The organism is Ruegeria sp. AO1, from assembly GCF_056535985.1.
The window spans coordinates 141,003-161,484 of record NZ_JBQFJC010000001.1 but is presented as its reverse complement, the minus strand read 5'-3'; the positions used below and the strand labels follow the sequence as shown (position 1 = coordinate 161,484).

Below are 20,482 nucleotides of genomic sequence, written 5' to 3'. Positions count from 1 at the left end.
CTGTTATGCGGTAGATATGGCCAATGCGTCGGCATTGACGGTATAGTCGGGGTTTTGCCCTGTCAGGACCTTGGCCACCTGAGTGGCCGCGGTGACCCGCGCTGCGTGTATGGATTCCTCGGAATAGTAGGCAGCATGTGGCGTTACGAGGACGTTGGGCAGTGTGAACAACGGGTTGTCATCAGGCGTCCAGTTGGCGCGCTTGGCCGGCTCTTCTTCGGGGTCGTCGAGCCCTGCAGCGGCCAGATGGCCTTCGGTCAGCGCTCGGAATAGGGCTTTGTTGTCGACCGTTGGTCCGCGTCCGGTGTTCACGAGTATCGCACCGGGTTTCATGACCGCGAATTCGGCATCCGACAAAAAGTGATGCGTGTTCGGCGTCATCGGCGCCTGCATCAGGATATAGTCGGACCTTGCCAGCAATTCAGGTTTGCTCACCAGCTCGACCCCAAGCTTCGCGGCGACTTCTCTCGGCAAATACGGGTCGTAGGCGATGACCGTAACTCCGAAAGACTGCGCTCGCGCAACGATGGCTTGTCCGATTTTCCCCAGCGAGACGACGCCCATCGTCCGCCCGCGCAATCGATAGACCGGCTGCCCGCTTTGCCACTGCCAGACCCCTGCATGAGTAGCTCGATCATAATCGGGCAACTTGCGCGCCAGGGTAAGCCAAAGGGCAATCGCGTGATCGGCGACTTCCTCGGTGCAGTAGTTTTGCACATTGGTGACGAGAATGCCCTTTTCCGTCGCCGTGCCGACATCCACGATATCTACGCCTACGCCATAACGCGCGATGACCTCGCAGTTCCGCATCCGCGTAATCGTTTCTTTCCCGATCCGGGCATATTGGTTCATCATCGCTGCGCAATGCGGCGCGACATCAAACAGGTCTTCCTGGCGCTTGGCCTGAAGCGCAATCACCTCGGCTCCCGCGGCTTCCAGGATTTCCGTCTCAACGGCAACATCACCAAAATCATAATCGGTTATCACGACCTTGGGTTTGTCCGTTCTGGGGGGAAAGTCGGCGCGATCAGTCATAAGCACCCGCCGAATAAGTCAATTCGTACGAGTGGCTATAGAGCTCGAAAATGTTGCCAAACGGGTCTTCCATATAGACCATGCGATAGGGCTTTTCACCTGGGTAATACTTGCGCACTTGGCTCATGCGCTGGCGCCCGCCCAGGTCTTCGATAACCTTGATGCGGCCTTCCAGATCCTCGTCCTGCACACAGAAATGAAACAAGCCACGCCGCCAATATTCAAACGGGCGTTCTTCTTCGACGGTCTTCGGGAACTCAAACAATTCGATGCCAACACCGTCGCCCATCGACAAATGCGCGATGCGGAAGCTTCCCCAACCTTCCCCAAATACATCGTCGCACATCTGACCGATGGCGCTTTCGTCATGCAGGATTTCAGTTGGTTCCATCAGCACGTACAGGCCGAATGCCTTGGAATAAAACTCCACGGCTTTTTCCAGGTCGGGAACTGTGATGCCGATGTGAGAGAAAGTGAGAGCGGCCATGTAGGGCTCCTCCAGTTAGAAGTTAAAGAATGTTGCGAACGATGCCGCCTTCGATCCGGTGCGCAGAACCATTGGAGGCCGTGCTTGCTGAGATCGTGACGATCATGCGGGCGACTTCGTCTGGTTGGACAAAGCGTTGTATGAGCGATGTGGGCTCATCTGATTTGAAGTAATTGTCGACGATCGTATCGAGCGGCTCACCCTTTTGATCCGCGAGGCCGTCAAAATAGGCTTCGACACCTTCGGTCCAGGTCGGACCAGGCAGGATCGAGTTAACCCGGACTTTTGTCCCCTTTGTCAATTCTGCCATGCCACGTGTCAGACCTAACATGGCAGTTTTAGTGACAGAATAATGCACCATCTGAGGTAGTGGTTTCACTGCCGCTTCGCTGGCCATGTTGATAATAGATCCCTTATCCCGGCCAAGCATGTCAGGCAGGAAAATCCGGCTCATCCGAACGGCGGACAGGACATTGATGTTGAAGTAATGCATCCAGTCGTCATCGGTGAGATCCTCGAACGGTTTGACCGAAAAGATGCCAACATTGTTCACCAGAACGTCCACCGCGCCGCGCGCGCGGGCAAACTCTGCCAGAGTTTCCGCATCAGTGGTTTTGGTTAAGTCGGCCGCAATGCCTTCGACCGTGCCCAGAGATGACAGGTCGTCGACGCAGTCGGACACTTCCGCCTCGGTAAGGCCATGCACGATGACCCGCGCGCCTTCTTCCAGGTAGACCCGGGCAGTGGCTTTGCCGATGCCGGAACCTGAGCCAGTCACCAGGACCAGCTTATTTTTGAGCCCTAGATCCATCTCAGGCCTCCTTCTTAACGTTAGATGACTGCTGCGATGAGGGGCGACCGAATATTCGACCCATCAAGCCCGAAATTTCCGCACGCCACATATCTATGCCAACGGCCAACAGAATGATCAGGCCCAACACGATGTTCTGAACCGATGATGGCGCAGCGTTCAGGTTCAAACCGTTCTGGACGATAACGATTGTCATCGCCCCCATCAGCGTGGCGAGGATGTTGCCGCGGCCGCCTGCAAGGCTGGCCCCGCCGACAACAGCAGCGGCAATGGCCTGCAGTTCCAGCGTCTGGCCATAGTTCGGTGAACCAGAGTTGAGGCGCGCGGACATCAGGATCGCACCAACCGCAGTCATGAAACCTGCGATGACAAATGTCGTCGTCTGAACTTTACGTACGTTGATACCTGTCAGAACGGCAGCGGCTGGGTTGCCACCCACGGCATAAATCTCACGGCCGAGTTTCGTGAAGTTCATAGTGAACGCGGCAAGGACGTAGAAGAACACGAGATAGAAGAAAGGCATCGGAACGCCGAACAGCTTGCCGTAAAAGATTGGCTCCAGCGCCGGATCCAGCGAAAAGATCGGAGACCCATTGTTGAAGGTCAGCGCAAGGCCCCTGAAGGCAATCAACGCCGCCAATGTTGTGATGAAAGACGGGATACGCCCGTAGGCTGTTATCAGCCCAATGAACAGACCAAGCAATCCGCCCATGAGAAGAATGAGTGGTAACGCCAGAACCAGTGGAATGCCAACAAATTTCAACATCTGCGCAAGGATCATGGTCAGTAAAGCCACCATAGACCCGGAACTCAGATCGATGCCCGCAGCGAAGATCACGATAGTAGACCCGATTGCGATCAAGGCCACGATGCTTACCTGTAGCGACAAGTTAGAAAGGTTGCCCGGGTTCAGGAAGCGTTCCGTCGTAAGTGCCACGATCAGTGCGACGATCACCATTGCTGCAAATGGTCCGATCAACTGGGTGTCAAAGATCCGCTTCATGCGAAAGCCTCCTTAGGCTTGGATTGAGGAGTGTCGGCGGACGCGCGCACAAGGTCGTCATGAGTAAGGTCGGATGCATCGACCGTGCGCACTATCGTTCCGTGCTGCACGACGGCAATCCGATCGCTCATCGCAAGCAACTCATCATGGTCTGAACTGATCAGAATGATCGATTTTCCCGCCCGAGTGAGCCTGTTAATCAGCTTGTAAACAGCAATCTTCGCGCCGATATCGATCCCCTGCGTCGGCTCATCAAGGATCAGGATGTCAGAGGCTGAGAACAGCCAGCGTGCAATCACGATCTTCTGCTGATTACCACCAGACAAGAAGTTGACCGTCTTTTCCTCGGCCTGGGTCGAGATTTCCAGATCGCGGATCAGGTCATGGGTGGCTTGCTCTTCCGCCTTGAGATTCAAGACACCGAACCGGCTTAACCCGCCAAGGGACGCTGCGGTGACGTTCCCGCTTGCGCGGAAATTGAAGAACAACCCGTCAAACTTACGGTTCTCCGGAACAAGGGCCAATCCAGCACGGATCGCATCGATTTCCCGGCGGAAGCGTACTGGTTTGCCATGCAGTGTTATCTGTCCGCCCGTCAGCTCGTCTGTCCCGAACAGGGCGCGAGCGATCTCTGTGCGGCCACTGCCCAATACGCCACCCAAGCCCAGAACTTCGCCCCGATGCAACGAAAACGATACATCTTTCACGCCCGAATTGGTGGCCAGACCCGCCGCCTCTAGCACAATATCCTTGGTCGCGTTCTGCTCCTTTGGATAATGCTCACCAATGTCCTCACCGACCATTGCGCTGACAATCTCAGAGACGTTGATTTTGGTTTCGCCACTTGCTCGCACAACACAGCCGTTGCGCAAGATCGTCACTTCATCAACGATCCGTTCAACCTCATCCAGCCTGTGCGACACATAGAGAATAGCGGTACCGCGCTCACGCATATTGCGCAGTAGCTGGTGCAGGCGCTCAATTTCATCTTCACCCAATGCCGCCGTCGGCTCATCCAGGATGATCATGCGAGCGTCCATCGCGACTGCCTTCGCGATCTCGACCAGTTGTTGCTCGCCTACCGATAGCGAGCCGGTTATGGTCTCGGGTGAAACATCGACATCCATTTCCGCCAAAACGCGAGCAGCTTCGTTGTGGACCTTGGCCCAATCGATCACGCCAAAGCGGGACCGAGGCATATTGCCAAGGAAGATGTTTTCGCCAACCGACAAGGTGGGCACGATCGAGAATTCCTGAAAAACTGTTGCGACGCCCAATTCACGTGCCGCCTGCGGGTCGCTTATCGTGACCGGCTTGCCATTGTGCAGGATTTGACCGCTATCGGGTTGCTGCACGCCGGACAGAGTCTTGATCATAGTCGACTTACCACAGCCGTTTTCACCCAGCAGCCCATGAATGGAACCGGGCATAAGCCGGATGCAGACCTTGTCATTCGCCAAAACCCCAGGATAGGCCTTGGTGATATCGACAAACTCCCAAAGGGGCGTTGCGGGTGTCATTGCGATTGCCTCGATAAAAGGGGATCTCGGTTGAATTGCGACCCGGCAGCACGCGCACGCGCCACCGGGAAGCGGGGAGAAAGTTCAGTACTCTTTGGACGGCTGCGGGAAGAGCTTTTCTGGCTCTTGCAGCACGCTGATCGCACCGTCTTTGTCTTCAATCGATGTGGGCGTTTCGATCCAGCCGCCGGGATAGGACCCGTTGAGCGCATCAATGGTTGCGTGCATGGCCGCTTTACCCATTAAGAATGGCGAGGTGTTGACGGTTGCCGTGATGTTGCCAGCCGCGATTTCTTCAAGGCCAGACGTGTCACCATCATTGCCCAAAAGGACGATATCATTGCGGCCAAGTGCTTTTGCAGCAAACGATGCCCCAATGATCATGTAGTCGTTCGCCGCAAAGATCATGTCGAGATCGGGGTTCGACTGCAGGATATCCATACCAGCAGTGTTGCCGCCTTCAACGTTCCATTTACCGTCAATTGAGACCACAACGTCGAAGTTTTCGTTGCCCTCGATACCGTCGAGGAAGCCGCCCACACGTTCGGTCGAGTGATAGCCTGGCTGGCCTTCGATTATCCCGACCTTCAACGGTTGATCACCATAAGTCTCAATTGCCCAATCAGCGATAGCATGCGTGCCGTTGCGCTGAGAGTACCCGACAACGCCATGAATTGGCGTTGGGAAGTTCGGGATGTCCGAATTGATCATCAGAACTGCCATGCCCTTGTCGACGGCCTGCTTCAGCAGTGGTGCCGCAGCAAATTCGTCATGCGTACCAAAGATGATCGCATCCACATCCTGAGTCAGTACATCCTGGATCATGCCCATTTGGCCGTTAATGTCCGCACCGGACTGGGGCGCAAGCATGAAGACTTCGACCCCGGCCTCAGCAGCAACCGCTTTGATGCCTTCACCGATGGCGATGTAGTAGTTGAACTCGGTCGCCGGCGGCATATACGCGATCCGGAACGTTTCGTTCTTGGGTTCTATCGCATCGATCGGCGCTTGGGCCCCGTCCTCAAGTGGAACCGGCGCTGGATAGTTTTCCGCCAGAGCGACCGTTGCCAGCGTGGCGAACCCCGCGGCAAGCGTAGTGGTCATTAGCGTTTTCAACATAGTTTTCTCCTCCAGAATTTCGTTGGTTATCCTTTGAATGGCGCGTCGATCACGCCACGAACGCCGGGTTTCACAGCAAAGAGGCCGCCGGATTCCGGTTCTTTTGTTAAAGCTGCTTCGTCACTCATCAGCCTTGAGGTCGTGATGAACAACGTGTCGAGATCAGGGCCACCAAAAGCGCAACAGGTGGGCTTCCAGACCGGCACCTCGATCACGCGATCTATCGTGCCGTCAGGTGCGACGCGAACAACGCGATGGCCTTCCCATTCTGCGTTCCAGACACCCCCTTCGGCATCAACACAGGACCCATCAGGCAAGCCAGGTTCATCATTGAAAGAAGCGTGCTGCCGACGGTTCGAAACGGTTCCACTACGGGTGTCGTAATCAAATGCGACGATTTCCCGATCCGGGGTGTCCGCGAAGAACATCGTCTCACCGTCGGACGCAAAGCAAGTCGAATTGGCGCAAGACACTCCTTCGATGATCGTCTGTACACTCAAATCTGTATCGACGCTGATGACCGACGAGTCGGCCTTGCCAGAAACTTCGTTCATGCCTCCAACAATCAATCGCCCCTGGCGATCGGTTCGCCCGTCGTTCAGCCGTGTCTCCGGATTGTTCGGCTCGAATCGCGTCACGAGGGTTTCCTCGCTATTGGGCGAATCGAACAATACAACCCGATCCGCATAAGCAACGATCAGACCGCCAGACGCGCGTGGCGCGAAGCAACACACGCGCTCCGGCATCTCATGAGAGGCAGTTTCTGACGTTGCAGCATCAAATGACCAAAGCGCACAGCCTTCAATGTCGGTCCACCAGATAAGGCCATCGGTGGGATTCCAGAAAATCCCTTCCCCGTGCTGATTCTTACAATCGACGACCAACTCTGCGCGCATTTTTTGATCTCCTAGGTACATTCTGATATCTGATATACCAGCTTGCCTAATCTGGTGTATCAGATATCTTGCATCTGGCAACACCTTTTTTTTGGAGATATCCTCAGATGGCGCTTGAGAGACCTAAGTCTTTGCGTGAACTCGCACTGGAACATTTGCGGAATAGTATTATCGATGGCTCCCTTAAAATGGGTCAGGTTTTGTCGGAGCGAAAAATCTCCGAAGAGCTGGGCGTATCGAAATCGCCAGTCCGCGAAGCACTCGCTCAACTACGTGACGAAGGGTTGGTCAGTATCGAGCCTCAAAAAGGCGCACGTGTTTTTTCGCTGTCAGAGCCGGAAGTGACTCAGATCTGCGATTTCAGACAGGCTATCGAAACTGCCGCCTTTGAGCTTGCGTTGTTGCGGAACCCGGAAGGTCTTGCCGACGACATGCAGCGGGTCGTGAAGGACATGGAGAAGGAACGCAGGCGAGGTAATGAAAAGGGCTACCTTTCACTGGATACCACATTTCATCAGTTAATTTTTGAACATGCCGGTAACGATTACCTGACGGCCAGCTATACACGCTACATTGGTAAGATTGCCGCATTGCGGACCCATTTGGCGAAGCTGCCACAGCATACTGAGCTCTCCTTCGATGAACATTCGAAAATCGCTATTGCCGTTCGCGAAGGCGACATGGCCAAAATCAAATCTCTTCTCACTGCGCATATTGACCGTACCAGACAAGCCTACAAAAGCGCCGCCATCGTCCTCGAAGGAGCGACCGCATCCTAGCAAAAACGTAGCTTCGTTGTGACGGGGGCGGGCCAAATCGGCGCCGCCCCTTTCTCTTGGGCACCTCCCGGTCTTTTCTTTTTCAGTTGACATCTGAGATATCAGATGCCAATCAAAAGGCGGGAGGAAGCTTGTATGACGCCATCAGTGAAACCTGAATCACCAAGGCCACAGCCACTGATCCAGCTGGATCGGGTTGGCAAAAGCTTCGGCACGAACATTGTTTTGGATGGCGTCGACTTTGAATTGAGACCCGGCGAAGTTCACGCGCTTTGTGGGGAAAACGGCGCCGGAAAATCCACCTGTCTCGGCCTGTTTTATGGGCTTCACCAACCCTCTGCTGGGCGTATCCTGTGCGACGGCAAGGAACAGCGAGTCGAAAGCCCATCGCACGCGCAATCCCTGGGCATCGGCTGTGTTTTCCAAGAGCTCAGCCTCGCTGGCGCACTCTCTGTCGCGGAAAACATCTACGCGGGGCGCGTACCCACCCGGTTTGGCGTAGTTGACTGGCCTGAACTACGCCGCCGTGCGCAGGCGTTGCTGGCGGAATTCGGTCTGGATATCGACGTCTCAACACCCGTGGAAAATTTGCCGATCAGCTCCCGCCAGATTGTTGAAATCGCCAAGGCGCTGTCGTTGAATTCCCGCGTCCTTTTGCTGGATGAACCGACATCGGCATTGGCACCCGACGAAGTAGACGCACTATTCGAAGTCCTAAAGTCCCTGACAAAGAAAGGGATTGGCATCGTCTATGTCAGCCACCATATGGCCGAGATTTTCCAGATCTCGGATCGCATTACCGTTTTGCGAGATGGGCGACACATCAGCACTTTACCGGTTTCGGAAACTTCTCAGGAACAAGTCGTTGCCGAGATGATCGGCGGCGCTCACCCCGGTGATGTCACGCGGTCAGGCAAAATTAACGGCGAAGAGGTTTTGCATGTCCAACACCTAACCCATCCAGGTGAATTCGAAGACATTTCCTTCTCCATTAAAGCCGGAGAGATTGTAGGCATGGCGGGGTTGATGGGCGCTCGCCGCAGCGAGATTGTTCGATCGATTGTCGGGCTGATGCATGGCGCGACCGGGGAGATCAGACTTCACGGCAAGCCTGTTAACTTTGCGTCCTTGCGGCAGGCGATGCGTGCTGGGGTCGGGTTTGTTCCCGAAGAACGCAAGACTGAAGGCCTCTTTCTGGAACAATCACTCAGCGACAACCTGATCGCGGCCAGTCTTTCCGATCATGCGTCTGCTGGGTTCATGCGTTCGGGCTCGATCAAAGCAGCCAGCCAAACAGCCATTGACGCCTTCAGTGTCAAAACCAGCGGGATTAACGAACTTGTTGGTGATCTCTCAGGGGGCAATCAGCAAAAGATTATGTTGGCCAAGTGGCTCAAACGCGCGCCAGCTCTTCTGATCATTGAGGAGCCCACAAAAGGGGTCGATGTCGGAGCCAAATTCCAAATCCACACGGAACTTTTGCGTCGAGCAGCCGAGGGAATGGCCATCCTCGTCGTGTCATCCGATTTTCCCGAACTTGTCTCTCTCTCGACCCGCATACTTGTCATCCACGACGGTCACCTCATGGGAGACATCGCAGCCGCTGAGGCAACCGAAACCACGCTTCTTCAAATGGCCGCCGGAAATTCCGCCCCAATTGTTGATGCGCCCCAATCCAATCAATCAGGAGTCGCGACGTGACCATGACCGCTCAAGCCAACTTGCCCATGAAGCGTCCGCTGTTGCGCCGTGTTTTGCAAGCTTTTGTCGATATTCGTGAACTGACGCTGATCGTTCTGATCGCCGCCATCATCATCGTGATGTCCAACGTTAATCCCTATTTCCTCAGCTTCTCGAACTTTCGAGCCGTGGCCGTGGGCATGGCCCCCACCGCGATCATCGTGATCGGTATGGCGATCCTACTTGCATCCGGCGGATTCGATCTTTCCGTTGGATCGGTTATGGCTTTGTCTTCTACCGTCGTAGCCATGCTGCTTTTGACCGGCATGCCAATTCCGCTTGCTGTGGTATGCGGATTGGTGCTGGGTGGAATTGTCGGTGTAGTGAACGGTTTGCTGGTGACCGGCCTCGGGATCAATCCGCTTATCGCAACCCTCGGCACGATGTCGATCGCGCGAGGCATCGCTCTTGTCCTGACCGAAGGTTTTTCTGTCTCAAGCCTGCCGGCATCATTTGCCTGGATCGGCAAAGCTGACATAGGCGGCTTTCCGGTAATCGTCTTGTTCACCATTCTGCTCGTCGTTCTGTTTGACCTGGCCGTCCGCCATACGCGCTTTTTCCGTCAGGTCTATTTCATCGGCGCCAATGAAAAGGCCGCGATGTTGTCAGGCATCCATGTCACACGCGTACGTATCATTCTGTACGCACTGACCGGTATTCTGGCTGCTTTGGCGGGTGCATTGCTGGCCTCCCGCCTGATGAGCGGTACGCCCACGGCAGGCAACGGTATCGAACTTCAGGTTCTGGCGGCGGCGGTCATCGGTGGCGCATCCCTACGCGGCGGCGAAGGCACTATTCTCGGTGCTTTCCTCGGCGTCGTTTTTGTCGCGTTGATCAACAACACCATGACGATGCTGGCCGTATCGATCTACTGGCAGATGATCGTCATCGGCGGTGTGCTCGTTACAGCGGTCGCCTTGGACATGCTGATCCGAAGCAAACGGGGCTAATCCGCAAGCTTTCCAAAACCCAACAACAACCAAATATCCAAAACAGGGAGACTACGATGACTGAATTGAATGTGAATCGGCGCAGGCTGCTGACAGCGGGTACCACCGCTGGATTGGCCGCAGCGTTCGGACTGCCCATGCTGTCCAAAGAAGCCATGGCGCAAGCGGCCGGCAAAGAGTATGTGTTCCTGTCCATCGTCACGCAGGTGCCGTTCTGGGTGGACTATCGCAATGCGATGGAAGACCTTGAAGAGTTAATGGGCATCAAGGCCACATTCACCGGCCCGTTGGATTTCGACACGGCCGCACAAGCACGCCAATTGGATGAACTGATCGCAAGACGTCCCGCAGGCATCCTTATCTTCCCCGGTGATCCGGCCACTCTGGCTCCCGGCGTCGAACGTGCGGTCGAGGCGGGCATTCCGGTCACATGTTGTATTGGCGATATTCCCGACAGTCCCCGGTCCACATTCCTTGGTATCAACGGCGTTCAGGCAGGACGTGTCGGCGGTGAAATGCTCGCGCAAGCGATTGGCGGGAAAGGCAAGGTTATCCTCGGCACTTTCCCTGCCCCCTCCACATTGGAGCGGGTCGAGGGGTACAAACAAATCTTTGCTGAGAAATACCCAGATATCGAGGTCGTCGACGTCGTCAACGATAAGGCCGACCCGTCCTATGCGCCGACAGCCTACCTTCAGGCAATTCAGGCGAACCCGGATATTGTTGGCATTGGCGGCACGGACGGCGACAGCGGCAAAGGCGCGGCAATTGCCGTCAATGAGGCAGGACGCAAGGACATCAAGATCGTCGCGATGGACCGAAATGATGATATGCTTCCCTATATCGAAGACGGCACAATTCACGGCGCTGTGGCTCAGAAATCCTATCTCGAGATCTTTCTCGCCTTCCACATGATGCATTGGCAGAACACTGATGCGCTGAAGGTCTTGCCCGATTGGAAGGCCGCTGGCATCAATCCTCTACCCGAGCGCGTTGAAACCGGGGTTATGCCGATTACTGCCGAGAACGTCGTCCAGTTCAAGCACACCTAAGGGATTGTCCCGGCGCATTCGATCGCGCCGGGAAACCGATAGGAGGGGGTACATGTCGGACAGATGGAGCATTCTTCACCTGCAGCAAAACGATCTGCAGCTGACACTCCTGCCCGGCATCGGGGGCCGCTTATGGGATGTGAATTTCCAAGGTCGCTCCCTCCTATTTCAGAACACAGATCTCGACGGGTTGGAGGTCGATGACACGCGGCTTACTGATCTACCCACACGCTCTCCACAGTTTGGCTTTCCACTCTGGGGCGGTGAGAAGACGTGGATCGCCCCGGATGCATCCTGGGTAAATGGCGCTCCGTTTCCCGTGTTGGATAGCGGCGCTTACCAGATCACTTCAAGAAGCAGCACTCGTATCGACATGACCAGCGCAGTATGCCCGACCTCGCACCTGTCAGTGTCGCGCCGCATCACGCTAACCTCGGCGGAAAGCTGGGAAATAGAACACATCGTGGTCAACCATGGGACCTCCTCGCGCCAGACCGGCATTTGGTCAGTCATGATGCTTAACACCCCCACCAAGGTCGGTGTCGAATTGCAAGACCCTGCATTTTATCCTGTTTTTGGCTCTGCCGAAGGGATGATAGCGACGCACGGCAAAAGCATTGTCGTGGATTGCAACAGACAGCAGGAATTCAAGGTCGGGCTACCGAACCCCAACGGTCGTACATTGATACGGTGCGGCGCTGATGCCCCGTTGCTAATGTGCTCGGTACCAGAACCTCAAAAGGGCGATCAATTTGCACACGACTATCCGTTTGAGGTCTTTAATTCAGCCGATTACGCCTATTGCGAAGCGGAGTGGCACTCCCCGGCACGCAAGCTCGCACCGAATGAAACGCTGAGTTTTCGGCAGACGTTCCGCGTCTTGACGGATGAAGATGCAACCCAAATGCCATTAGGGCTCACAAACAACAAGGAGTTCCTGTCATGCATGTCTTGATTACAGGCGCAGGCGGGCATCTCGGTCGCAAACTCTTCAACGCGCTAGAAAACGACCCCGATTACACCGTCTCTGGCATCGACATCCGTCCCGTTGATCATCCCGACATTCACACAGCAGACCTGTCCGACGACAGCAGTTGGGTCAGTTTGCTAAAGGGAGTGGACGTTATCGTGCATCTTGCCGGAGACCGAGAGCCCTCCGCCACTTGGGCCTCCGCGATCAAACACAATATGGATGCAACGCTTTCCCTCTATCACCATGCGGCAGCCATAGGCGTCAGCCGAGTGGTTCTTGCCAGTTCCAACTGGGTCCACGGCGACAAAAGATTCACGCACGACGTTCTCAACAGCACGACACCACCAGGGCCAGTAAACGCTTACGGTATGTCAAAGCTTTTCTGTGAACGGACAGGGGCCTATTTCGCCGAGCATCACGGACTGTCGGTCATCTGCTTGCGCATCGGCTGGACGCAATGGACTCACGGCAACCAACCCGGCACACACATGGCGATGGGCCGGTGGGGTCAGGAAATGTGGTTGAGTGATCGGGACTTTCTAGGCGGAATGCGCGCCGCAATAGATGCCAAGGATATTTCCTTCGCAGCCCTGAACCTAATGTCAGATAACCCAGGTATGCGCTGGGACATCACCGAAACACGACAAGCGATTGGCTATTCTCCAAAGGATGGAAGCCCCGCGAAAATAACATTGGGCATTTCCTTGAGATCCATGCTGCAGCGGCTGTTTACAGTCCGGCTCCCTAGTTATTTCACGACACGTTTTCCAGATTGGTAGAGTATAAGGCCCGGACATTGTTGCGTCTCGCATTCAGTTTCCGAAATCTCGCACCGAAGTAAGCGCTGAAAAGGTCATCTTTGTCCGCTTCGCGGTAGACGGAGAGCGACATAACGAGCGCCAGATTTGGCAACCATTGATGTTTAATACTTCGATGACGACTTGCGCACATCGTTGAAGCGGTTTTATGTGAAGCGATCACTGGTTGAGTGCTCAGCCCCCCAAGCGGACCAAACGAACCACTACTTCAATCGCCGGATTGCAGTCATTGATCCTGTTTGCAGAGAAAGTCAGCGAAGAGCCCAAGGCAGTCATAGTGACTTTGTGCTGTGCGCACACGCAGCGCGAAAATCGCTGCGCCTGCGTGGTTCTCGGCGCTGCTAGGCAGCGGAAAAACCTGCCATTCGTTCGGGGCGCGGAGAGCTACTTAGAGGGCGAAGATAAAGTAGCGGACAAAGGGGCAATTCGCTGCGGGAGTATCAATGTCTCCTATCAAAAAACAGTGGTTCTCGGGAAATTGTCTGGCTTCAGTCAGACTTGTCATACGCTTCCCGTGCGGCATCAATCTCGCTCAAGTGTTCCAATGCCCAATAGCCCAAAGCGCTGACCGGCTCGCGAAACGACTGCCCCATCTGAGTCAGATTATATTCGACCTTGGGCGGGATCGTTGGATATTGGGTCCGGTTCACAAGCCCATCCCGTTCCAACTCCTTCAGCGTCAGGCTCAGCATACGCTGCGAAATGCCCAGGTTTCGCTTGATCTCGTTGAAGCGCATGGTTCCGTATTGAGCCAGCGAGATGACCACCAGAACGCTCCAACGGTCGCCCACTCGTGACAGGACCTCGTTGATACGCTTGCAATCGGGACATTGTTTGTCGTCCAGCATGGCAGTTCCCAATTTGTGACCAAGGGTCAAAAATGTGCCTTCTTGCGGCAGAAATCAGTTCTCATTAGTTAGTCAGTAACAAATATATACTGCTCATCTCGGGCCCTGACAATGGGATCAACAACTGTGACCGCAAAAACACTGAACGACCACCTGAACTGGCGCTACGCCACCAAGAAAATGGAATCTGGCAAAGCCGTTCCACAAGACCAAGTCGATGCCATCGTCGAAGCTGTTCGCATGGCGCCGACGTCAAGCGGCACACAACCATTTGAGCTGATTGTGGTCACAAACTCCGATATCCGGGCAAAGATCGCCGAAGCGGCGTCAGGTCAGGCACAGATCACAGATGGGTCGCACCTCTTGGTGTTTGCCGCTTGGGACAATTACACCGAAGATCGTATTGATACAGTCAAGCAATTAAATGTTGCGGCCCGAGGCGACCTGCCTTTGATCCATGGCTACTACGACAATCTGAAAGCCAACTATTTGCCGCGCGAGGCCGAGGTGAACTATGCCCATGCAGCGCGTCAGGCTTATATCGCATTGGGCATTGCCCTCATTGCAGGCGCAGAACAAGAGGTCGACAGCACGCCGATGGAAGGGTTTGACCCCGATGCTGTTGACGACATTCTTGGTCTTAGGGAACGTGGTCTTCGTTCCGTCGTTTTGATGCCATTGGGTTATCGAGAAGAGGCCAGCGATTGGCTGCTGCCGATGCCAAAGGTCCGCAAGTCGCGCGATGCTATCGTGACAGAAATCAAATGAGCGCGGACGGAATCACATGAGCTTTCTAAGAAATCTGTTCAAAGCAGCCCCCACGCCCACAGAGGACGGTGCCTTTCATCCGTCACCCCTTGCCTTGAAACTCGCGACCGCATCCAAGACGGATTATGATGGCGGGGCCTATGCCAACCCTTACAGGGGCGGTGACAAGCGCGTGCTGATGATCTGCACCGAAGAGCGCAACATGACCATGGCCAATGGCAAGAAATTTTCGACCGGGAACCACCCGGTCGAAATGGGCCTGCCGATGTTGCACCTGCTGGCCGCCGGTTTCCAGATCGACATTGTCACACCCACGGGTGCCCCTGCCGTTATTGAAGACTGGGCCATGCCGCGCGAAGACGAAGCCGTTATGAAGCTGTATCGCGACTATGCCGATGCCTTTGCCAACCCCGGCAGCCTCGCCGATTTCGTGGCGAATACGATGACCGATGATGCGCTTTACGTGGGGGTCTATCTGCCGGGTGGCCACGGGGCCATGTTGGGCCTGCCAGAGAACGAAGACCTGGGAAAACTTCTCCGGTGGGCGCACAAACAGGACCTTTTCACGCTGGCGATCTGCCACGGACCGGCCGCCCTGCTTGCTGCGGGCGATGGCCCATCGTTCATCTACAACGGTTACAAGATCGCGGCCTTTCCTGATGCGGTCGACAAACAAACGCCGATGATCGGCTACATGCCGGGCCATATGCCGTGGAAGTTCGGCGAAAAGCTGAACGCTCTCGGTGTGGAAATCATCAATTCCAAGGCCGACGCCACATGCCACATCGACCGCCGTCTCGTTTCGGGCGCAAGCCCCAAAGCGGCGAACGCATTTGGAAGGTTGGCGGCGGAAGCGCTGTTGAAGAACGTGCGGTAGACGGAAGCAGGTGCGGCGTGCATGCGGACATTCGTGCATCACGCAGCATCGGTAATTCCGGGCTCTCCTGGCACCTTCGCCGCGATCTGCGCTAAGGGCGGGTCTGATATGGATCGACTTTCGCTACACACCGCATGAACAAGCAAGACGCAAACAAATTCGCCATCGGCAAAATCGCAAACAATGGCGGTTGTCCAGCCCACAGCAGGCATAGTTTTTTTGACGCCGAGCAGTTTGCCAGCATACGATAGGGCGATTGTGAATACCACAACCGATGGCGAGACATTTGACCAATCATTCACCCAATTTTCGTGGCAACCACGTAGCCTTGGCAACAAAACAATGGGAAACAAATATTTAGCTATTTCCTCTCAACACACTCATAAATTTTTCTGGTACGCCCCCGGTCAATTTGAATTTGAGCGACCGTGGTTGGCTGACACAGAATTATTTCCAATCAACTTAATAAGCTGACCCATTGGATGAACTGTTTTAAGTTTGATCAATTTCCATTTTTTCGTCTGATTGCCAGCGCTTCCCGGCTCGGGAAAGTGGATTGTCTTGAACTAGGACTGTATCTTCATCACTCTATGAAACCGTCTATTCATTTGCCAATCGGCTTTCCAACAACTGTCCACTTTCTTTCAAAAGCGGATAGGCGATCATCGCGAATGCCGTGTTTAACATTTTCAGGGCGCGCAACAGATCAAGGTGAATTGCACTGGTTTCGATGGTTTCGGACACCCCAGCACGCAGCCGGGTAAGGTGCGCGCGCTCCAGCTTTCTCTCGATCTCGCGGATCATTTCCTTTTGCTGCACCAGTTCCCGTGCTGCCCCGGCATCCTCAGTCATCAGTACTGCGATTCCGTGCTGAACGTTGCGCAACACACGGTCATAGAAATCAGTCAGTTCCTGCCAGCCCTCGTTCGAAAAATTCACGTTTTCCGCACTCTTGCGCTTGGCCAATTCGACCATTTTCCGCGCAATCGTATCCGCCCCGGCCTCAAGGTTCACCGCCACGCCGGACAGATCAAATGCCCGCGTACCGGTGTCCTCTTTCGGATTGTCGCTTTTGACTCCAGACAAATAAACCCGCAGGTCGAGCGACATCCGGTCAATGTCGACCTTTTCCCTTTTCAGTTGTTGAGCAATGGCATCATCGTAATTGTCAAAAAGTGTCATTGAGTCCCGCACCATGATCTCGATCCTATTGCCCATTTCGACCAACTCACGATGGGCACAGGCAAAGGCGCGCGACGGCTGGTTCTGAACCGAAGGATCCAGGGCCGTACGTCCGTTGGTCTTGGCGCTGTTTTTATTGTCATCAGCGATTATACTCTCCGCCAAACGCATTATCGGGCCAAGAAACGGAATACAGACAACAAGTAGCGCAAGGTTGAACAGAAGATGCAGGTTCAAAACCTGCTGAACGGGGCTGGCCCCGGGAACGAGGTCAACACCGTCAAGCCGGTAGAGCAAAAACAGCACCAGCCCCGCCCCACCACCACGCAGGAACAAGTTGCTAGACACGACCCGCCGCACCGAGACATCGGCCTGCAAGGTCAGAACAAACGCAATAAAGGCACCGCCCAGATTGGCCCCAAGGACCATGGCAAAAGCCGCCGACAGGGGCAGAACGCCCTGAGCCGCAACGGTTGCAAACAACAATATCGCTGCAACGCTGGAATGCACCAGCCAGGCAAAAAAAGCGGCCAGCAAAAAGGCCGTCAACGGATCAGCAGACAGGTAAATCAAGGCCCCCGAAGCGGCCTCGCTGTTTGCCAGCGGCGCGCTGGCATCGCGAATAAGGTCAAGCGACAGAAAAATCAGGGCCAACCCAATAAGGATCCGACCAACTTGGCGCACGCTGCGTCGGGAACTGCGCAGGAAAATCAGCACCCCGATCAAAAGTAGCAAGGGCGTCAGCAAAGCAATCCGGGAATTCATGATCTGGGCTACGATGGCAGAGCCAAGGTCCGCCCCCAGAATAATGGCCAACCCGGCGGTGCCGCCAACCGAACCCGCGGCCATGAATCCGGCAAGCAGCATTGCGACGGCAGTGGAACTTTGCAGCAGGATCGCAGTCAGCGTGCCGGTTCCCGTCGCGGCCAACCGGTTTCCCGTCGACCGACGCAACCAAAGCCGCAACTGGCTTCCAAAGGCTCTCTCAAAACCGGTGCGCACGAGGCGAACAGCCCAGATCAGAAGTGCCGCAGCAGCAGCCAAATTCAAAACAATAATTATGGGTGAGCTATCCATCATCACCGGGTCTTTGGTTTCCGGGCCAATCCGGCCACTTCAGAATGAATACGGTCCCTCGGCAGCGTCTAGCGAAACAACGCTCCATATACCGCTCTTTCCGGTTTCGAGAACTGCACAGCCCGTAGGACCAGAAAAAAAACCAGCAGGAGCCACCGCGCGCCGGTCCAGTGCAAAACCGCTGCAAAGGCCCGGCGCTGTCATGGCAACGTGACCGCCAACGCGACCAATGTGAACGCCGTGGACATGCCCAGCCAGCACCGTGATATCCCCTGAGTGCATTGAAAGAATTTCTGCCAGATCGGAACGGTTCTCCAATCCGATAACATCCATGAAATCAATCCCGATGCTAAATGGCGGATGGTGCAACATAACGACAACCGGCCCGTCAAACCCAGAGAGTTCCCGCTCCAAAAGATCAAGACTTTCCCGGCGCAGCCTGCCACCGCCCTGTCCTTCGACCAGCGTATCAAGCCCGATAACACGCGTATCGCCCACTGTATCCGCCCAGTCGACAAGCCCGTCCGGCGGCATGATGCCAAGGCCTGAAAAGGCCTCTTGCATTGGCTTGCGCGCATCATGATTTCCAGGAACAACGTAAATCGGCAGGGCAAACCGCTCCAGTTGAGTGCGTGCGAAATCGTAGCTGTCCGGGCTACCATCTTCGCTGACGTCACCAGTGACTAAAACCGCGTCGAGCGGGCCAAAAGCTTCGCCTTTATCGATCAATCGGTCGATGGCCCCGATCAGGATCGCGCGGGTATCAAGCACGCCTGAACACAGATCGCCATGCCCTACCGCGTGCAAGTCACTTAGATGCAGAAATGTCGCCATGACTATTTGATCCCCGCGCGCAGGAAGGCCTGAACGAATTGACGCTGGAACACGAGGAACGCGATCAACAAGGGCGCAACCGACATCATCGTGGCCGCCGAAATGACGCTTATATCCACACCATTTTCCGGTGCGCCAAAGATCGACAGGCCAACCGTCAGCGGTCGTGTGTCGGGCGAGTTGGTCACGATGAGCGGCCAGAGGAAGTTGTTCCAGTGGGTCGATACCGACACCAACGCATAAGCAAGATATGTCGGGCGCGCCAAGGGCACATAGACTCGCCAAAGAATTCCGAACCAGCCGCAGCCTTCGACGCGCGCTGCCTCATGCAGTTCTATAGGAACACCCTTAAACGCCTGCCGCATTAGGAAAATGCCAAAGGCAGAGGCCATATAGGGCATTCCGACGCCAAGAATCGTGTCAAACAACCCGAGGCGTGACACCATTGCATAGTTTTCCACGATCAACACTTCAGGCAGGATGAAAAGTTGCATCAGCACGAGGATGAACACGAAATCCCGACCCGGAAACTGGACCTGGGCAAAGGCAAATCCTGCCAGCGTCGTGACAAAGAACTGACCAATAAGGATCACCGTCACTAAAAGGAAGGTGTTGAGGAAATAGCGTAGCCACGGCGCCCCCTCCCAAGCTGTGCGGAAATTGTCGAGCGTCCATGGCGACGTGATGTTAAAGTTGACCGCGTCAGAGGTGCTGTGGAACGCCGCCCAAAAGGCAAAGACCAGCGGGGAAATCCAGATCACGGACAACAATAGTGCGCCAAAGGATTCGATATGCCTGGAAAATCCGCTCATTGGTAATGGGTCCGCTTGTCGAGAATGGTGAACTTGACGCCCGCAACCACGCCAAGCACGACAAGCACCAGGATGGTCATTGCCGCTGCGTGGGGCGCATCAAAGAAGGCAAAGGCCATTTCCCAGATGTAATAAAGGATAAGCTTGGAGGCGTCGTTGGGCCCGCCCTTGGTCAGGATGAACAAATGATCGATCAATTTCACAGAGTTGATCAACGCATTGACCATGATAAATAGCGTCGTCGGCATCAACAACGGCAACACGATCCGGCGCGTGTAGGTCCAGCGGCTGGCGCCTTCAATGTCGGCAGCTTCCTTGAGGTCCTCAGGGATCGTCTGCAAGGCCGCCAGATAGAAGATCATGAAAAACCCAGCCTCTTTCCAGATCGTCACGATGATTACAGCCCACAGCGCAGTTTCAGGCTGTCCCAACCAGTTGATTGAGGGAAGGCCAAACAGACCGCCGATCTGGTCGAGCACACCCAATCCGGGAGTATAAAAAAACAGCCAAAGGTTTGCCGCTGCGATCATTGGCAGGACCGTGGGCGTGAAATAGGCGGTGCGTACAAACCCGCGAGCCGGGATCTTTGAGTTCGCCCAAAGCGCCATCGAAAGCGCAATTGCAATAGAAATAGGGATGGTCGCGCCCGCATAGATCAAGTTGTTCACAACAACTTTCCAAAAGGTTGGATCGGCAAACAGGTCGGCATAGTTCTCGCCGCCGACAAATTCGCTGGGGCGTCTTCTGGTTTCTCGGCTGAACAAGCTCGACCACAAGGTCGCAAGCGAAGGATAAAATGCAAACGTCGTCAGCAGAATTGCCGCTGGTGACAACAGGATCCAACCGTAGATGGCCTGTCGACGACGCTCGATGTTCACATGCTCTGCCATATAGCGACCCT

General features: G+C 55.1%; 20 protein-coding genes. 8 read left to right on the top strand and 12 right to left on the bottom strand.

Translation table 11 applies throughout. The features are described from left to right. Positions 1-3: 3 nt before the first annotated feature. The 7 genes from ACR3FB_RS00875 to ACR3FB_RS00845 form a co-directional block, all read right to left on the bottom strand. On the bottom strand, positions 4-1,035 hold the full coding sequence (locus tag ACR3FB_RS00875) for a C-terminal binding protein (protein ID WP_170637929.1): 1,032 nt from the start codon (positions 1,033-1,035) through the stop codon (positions 4-6). Next, a complete protein-coding gene (locus tag ACR3FB_RS00870) occupies positions 1,028-1,522 on the bottom strand; it encodes a lactoylglutathione lyase family protein (RefSeq protein ID WP_108861949.1) in 495 nt (164 codons plus the stop codon). Before ACR3FB_RS00870 ends, ACR3FB_RS00875 begins: the two co-directional genes overlap by 8 nt. 22 nt (positions 1,523-1,544) lie before the next feature. Further along, complete coding sequence (locus tag ACR3FB_RS00865; protein ID WP_480563383.1) at positions 1,545-2,333, bottom strand: SDR family NAD(P)-dependent oxidoreductase; 789 nt, start codon at positions 2,331-2,333, stop codon at positions 1,545-1,547. A 1-nt stretch (position 2,334) separates the two neighbouring features. Further along, positions 2,335-3,336, bottom strand: coding sequence for an ABC transporter permease (locus tag ACR3FB_RS00860; RefSeq protein WP_170351637.1), 1,002 nt, complete (start codon positions 3,334-3,336; stop codon positions 2,335-2,337). Beyond that, the gene (locus ACR3FB_RS00855; protein WP_425080914.1) at positions 3,333-4,856 is read right to left on the bottom strand and encodes a sugar ABC transporter ATP-binding protein; all 1,524 of its coding nucleotides are present in this window, start codon (positions 4,854-4,856) and stop codon (positions 3,333-3,335) included. Before ACR3FB_RS00855 ends, ACR3FB_RS00860 begins: the two co-directional genes overlap by 4 nt. A gap of 84 nt (positions 4,857-4,940) precedes the next feature. Continuing rightward, positions 4,941-5,975, bottom strand: a complete 1,035-nt coding sequence (locus ACR3FB_RS00850) for a sugar ABC transporter substrate-binding protein (RefSeq protein ID WP_170637923.1) — start codon at positions 5,973-5,975, stop codon at positions 4,941-4,943. Between the two features lie 26 nt (positions 5,976-6,001). Next, a complete protein-coding gene (locus ACR3FB_RS00845; RefSeq protein ID WP_480563381.1) occupies positions 6,002-6,955 on the bottom strand; it encodes an SMP-30/gluconolactonase/LRE family protein in 954 nt (317 codons plus the stop codon). Positions 6,956-6,978: 23 nt separating this feature from the next. Here ACR3FB_RS00845 and ACR3FB_RS00840 point away from each other — a divergent pair, with 23 nt between their 5' ends. From ACR3FB_RS00840 to ACR3FB_RS00815, 6 genes are all read left to right on the top strand, one after another. Further along, a complete protein-coding gene (locus ACR3FB_RS00840) occupies positions 6,979-7,650 on the top strand; it encodes a GntR family transcriptional regulator (protein ID WP_010437239.1) in 672 nt (223 codons plus the stop codon). A 147-nt stretch (positions 7,651-7,797) separates the two neighbouring features. Further along, a complete protein-coding gene (locus ACR3FB_RS00835) occupies positions 7,798-9,351 on the top strand; it encodes a sugar ABC transporter ATP-binding protein (protein ID WP_480563378.1) in 1,554 nt (517 codons plus the stop codon). Positions 9,352-9,353: 2 nt separating this feature from the next. Next, positions 9,354-10,340 (top strand): ABC transporter permease, encoded by a 987-nt coding sequence (locus ACR3FB_RS00830; RefSeq protein WP_480566357.1) that lies wholly within the window; start codon positions 9,354-9,356, stop codon positions 10,338-10,340. 56 nt (positions 10,341-10,396) lie between these two features. Beyond that, positions 10,397-11,392 (top strand): substrate-binding domain-containing protein, encoded by a 996-nt coding sequence (locus ACR3FB_RS00825; RefSeq protein WP_010437236.1) that lies wholly within the window; start codon positions 10,397-10,399, stop codon positions 11,390-11,392. A gap of 52 nt (positions 11,393-11,444) precedes the next feature. Then, the gene (locus ACR3FB_RS00820) at positions 11,445-12,347 is read left to right on the top strand and encodes a hypothetical protein (RefSeq protein WP_480563375.1); all 903 of its coding nucleotides are present in this window, start codon (positions 11,445-11,447) and stop codon (positions 12,345-12,347) included. Next, positions 12,335-13,144: an NAD-dependent epimerase/dehydratase family protein gene (locus ACR3FB_RS00815; RefSeq protein ID WP_480563372.1), complete on the top strand. Its 810-nt coding sequence runs from the start codon at positions 12,335-12,337 to the stop codon at positions 13,142-13,144. Before ACR3FB_RS00820 ends, ACR3FB_RS00815 begins: the two co-directional genes overlap by 13 nt. A 527-nt stretch (positions 13,145-13,671) precedes the next feature. Here the strand turns inward: ACR3FB_RS00815 and ACR3FB_RS00810 are convergent. Beyond that, complete coding sequence (locus ACR3FB_RS00810; RefSeq protein ID WP_170547363.1) at positions 13,672-14,031, bottom strand: winged helix-turn-helix transcriptional regulator; 360 nt, start codon at positions 14,029-14,031, stop codon at positions 13,672-13,674. 111 nt (positions 14,032-14,142) lie between these two features. Here ACR3FB_RS00810 and ACR3FB_RS00805 point away from each other — a divergent pair, with 111 nt between their 5' ends. Together ACR3FB_RS00805 and hchA are read left to right on the top strand one after the other, a co-directional pair. After that, the gene (locus ACR3FB_RS00805; RefSeq protein WP_480563370.1) at positions 14,143-14,799 is read left to right on the top strand and encodes an NAD(P)H-dependent oxidoreductase; all 657 of its coding nucleotides are present in this window, start codon (positions 14,143-14,145) and stop codon (positions 14,797-14,799) included. 16 nt (positions 14,800-14,815) lie between these two features. Then, positions 14,816-15,676, top strand: a complete 861-nt coding sequence (gene hchA, locus ACR3FB_RS00800) for a glyoxalase III HchA (protein WP_170637914.1) — start codon at positions 14,816-14,818, stop codon at positions 15,674-15,676. Between the two features lie 600 nt (positions 15,677-16,276). On the opposite strand, the gene ACR3FB_RS00795 is transcribed toward hchA, so the two are convergent. Genes ACR3FB_RS00795 through ACR3FB_RS00780 form a run of 4 tightly spaced genes read right to left on the bottom strand, consistent with a single transcriptional unit; the run spans position 16,277 to position 20,471 of the window. Beyond that, a complete protein-coding gene (locus ACR3FB_RS00795) occupies positions 16,277-17,938 on the bottom strand; it encodes a Na/Pi cotransporter family protein (protein WP_480563367.1) in 1,662 nt (553 codons plus the stop codon). A gap of 36 nt (positions 17,939-17,974) precedes the next feature. Further along, a complete protein-coding gene (locus tag ACR3FB_RS00790) occupies positions 17,975-18,769 on the bottom strand; it encodes a metallophosphoesterase (protein ID WP_170637912.1) in 795 nt (264 codons plus the stop codon). A gap of 2 nt (positions 18,770-18,771) precedes the next feature. Then, positions 18,772-19,581 carry a carbohydrate ABC transporter permease gene (locus ACR3FB_RS00785; RefSeq protein ID WP_480563365.1) on the bottom strand — a complete coding sequence of 270 codons (810 nt, stop codon included), beginning with the start codon at positions 19,579-19,581 and terminating at the stop codon, positions 18,772-18,774. After that, positions 19,578-20,471 (bottom strand): carbohydrate ABC transporter permease, encoded by an 894-nt coding sequence (locus tag ACR3FB_RS00780; RefSeq protein WP_117872581.1) that lies wholly within the window; start codon positions 20,469-20,471, stop codon positions 19,578-19,580. Before ACR3FB_RS00780 ends, ACR3FB_RS00785 begins: the two co-directional genes overlap by 4 nt. Between the last annotated feature and the right edge of the window lie 11 nt (positions 20,472-20,482).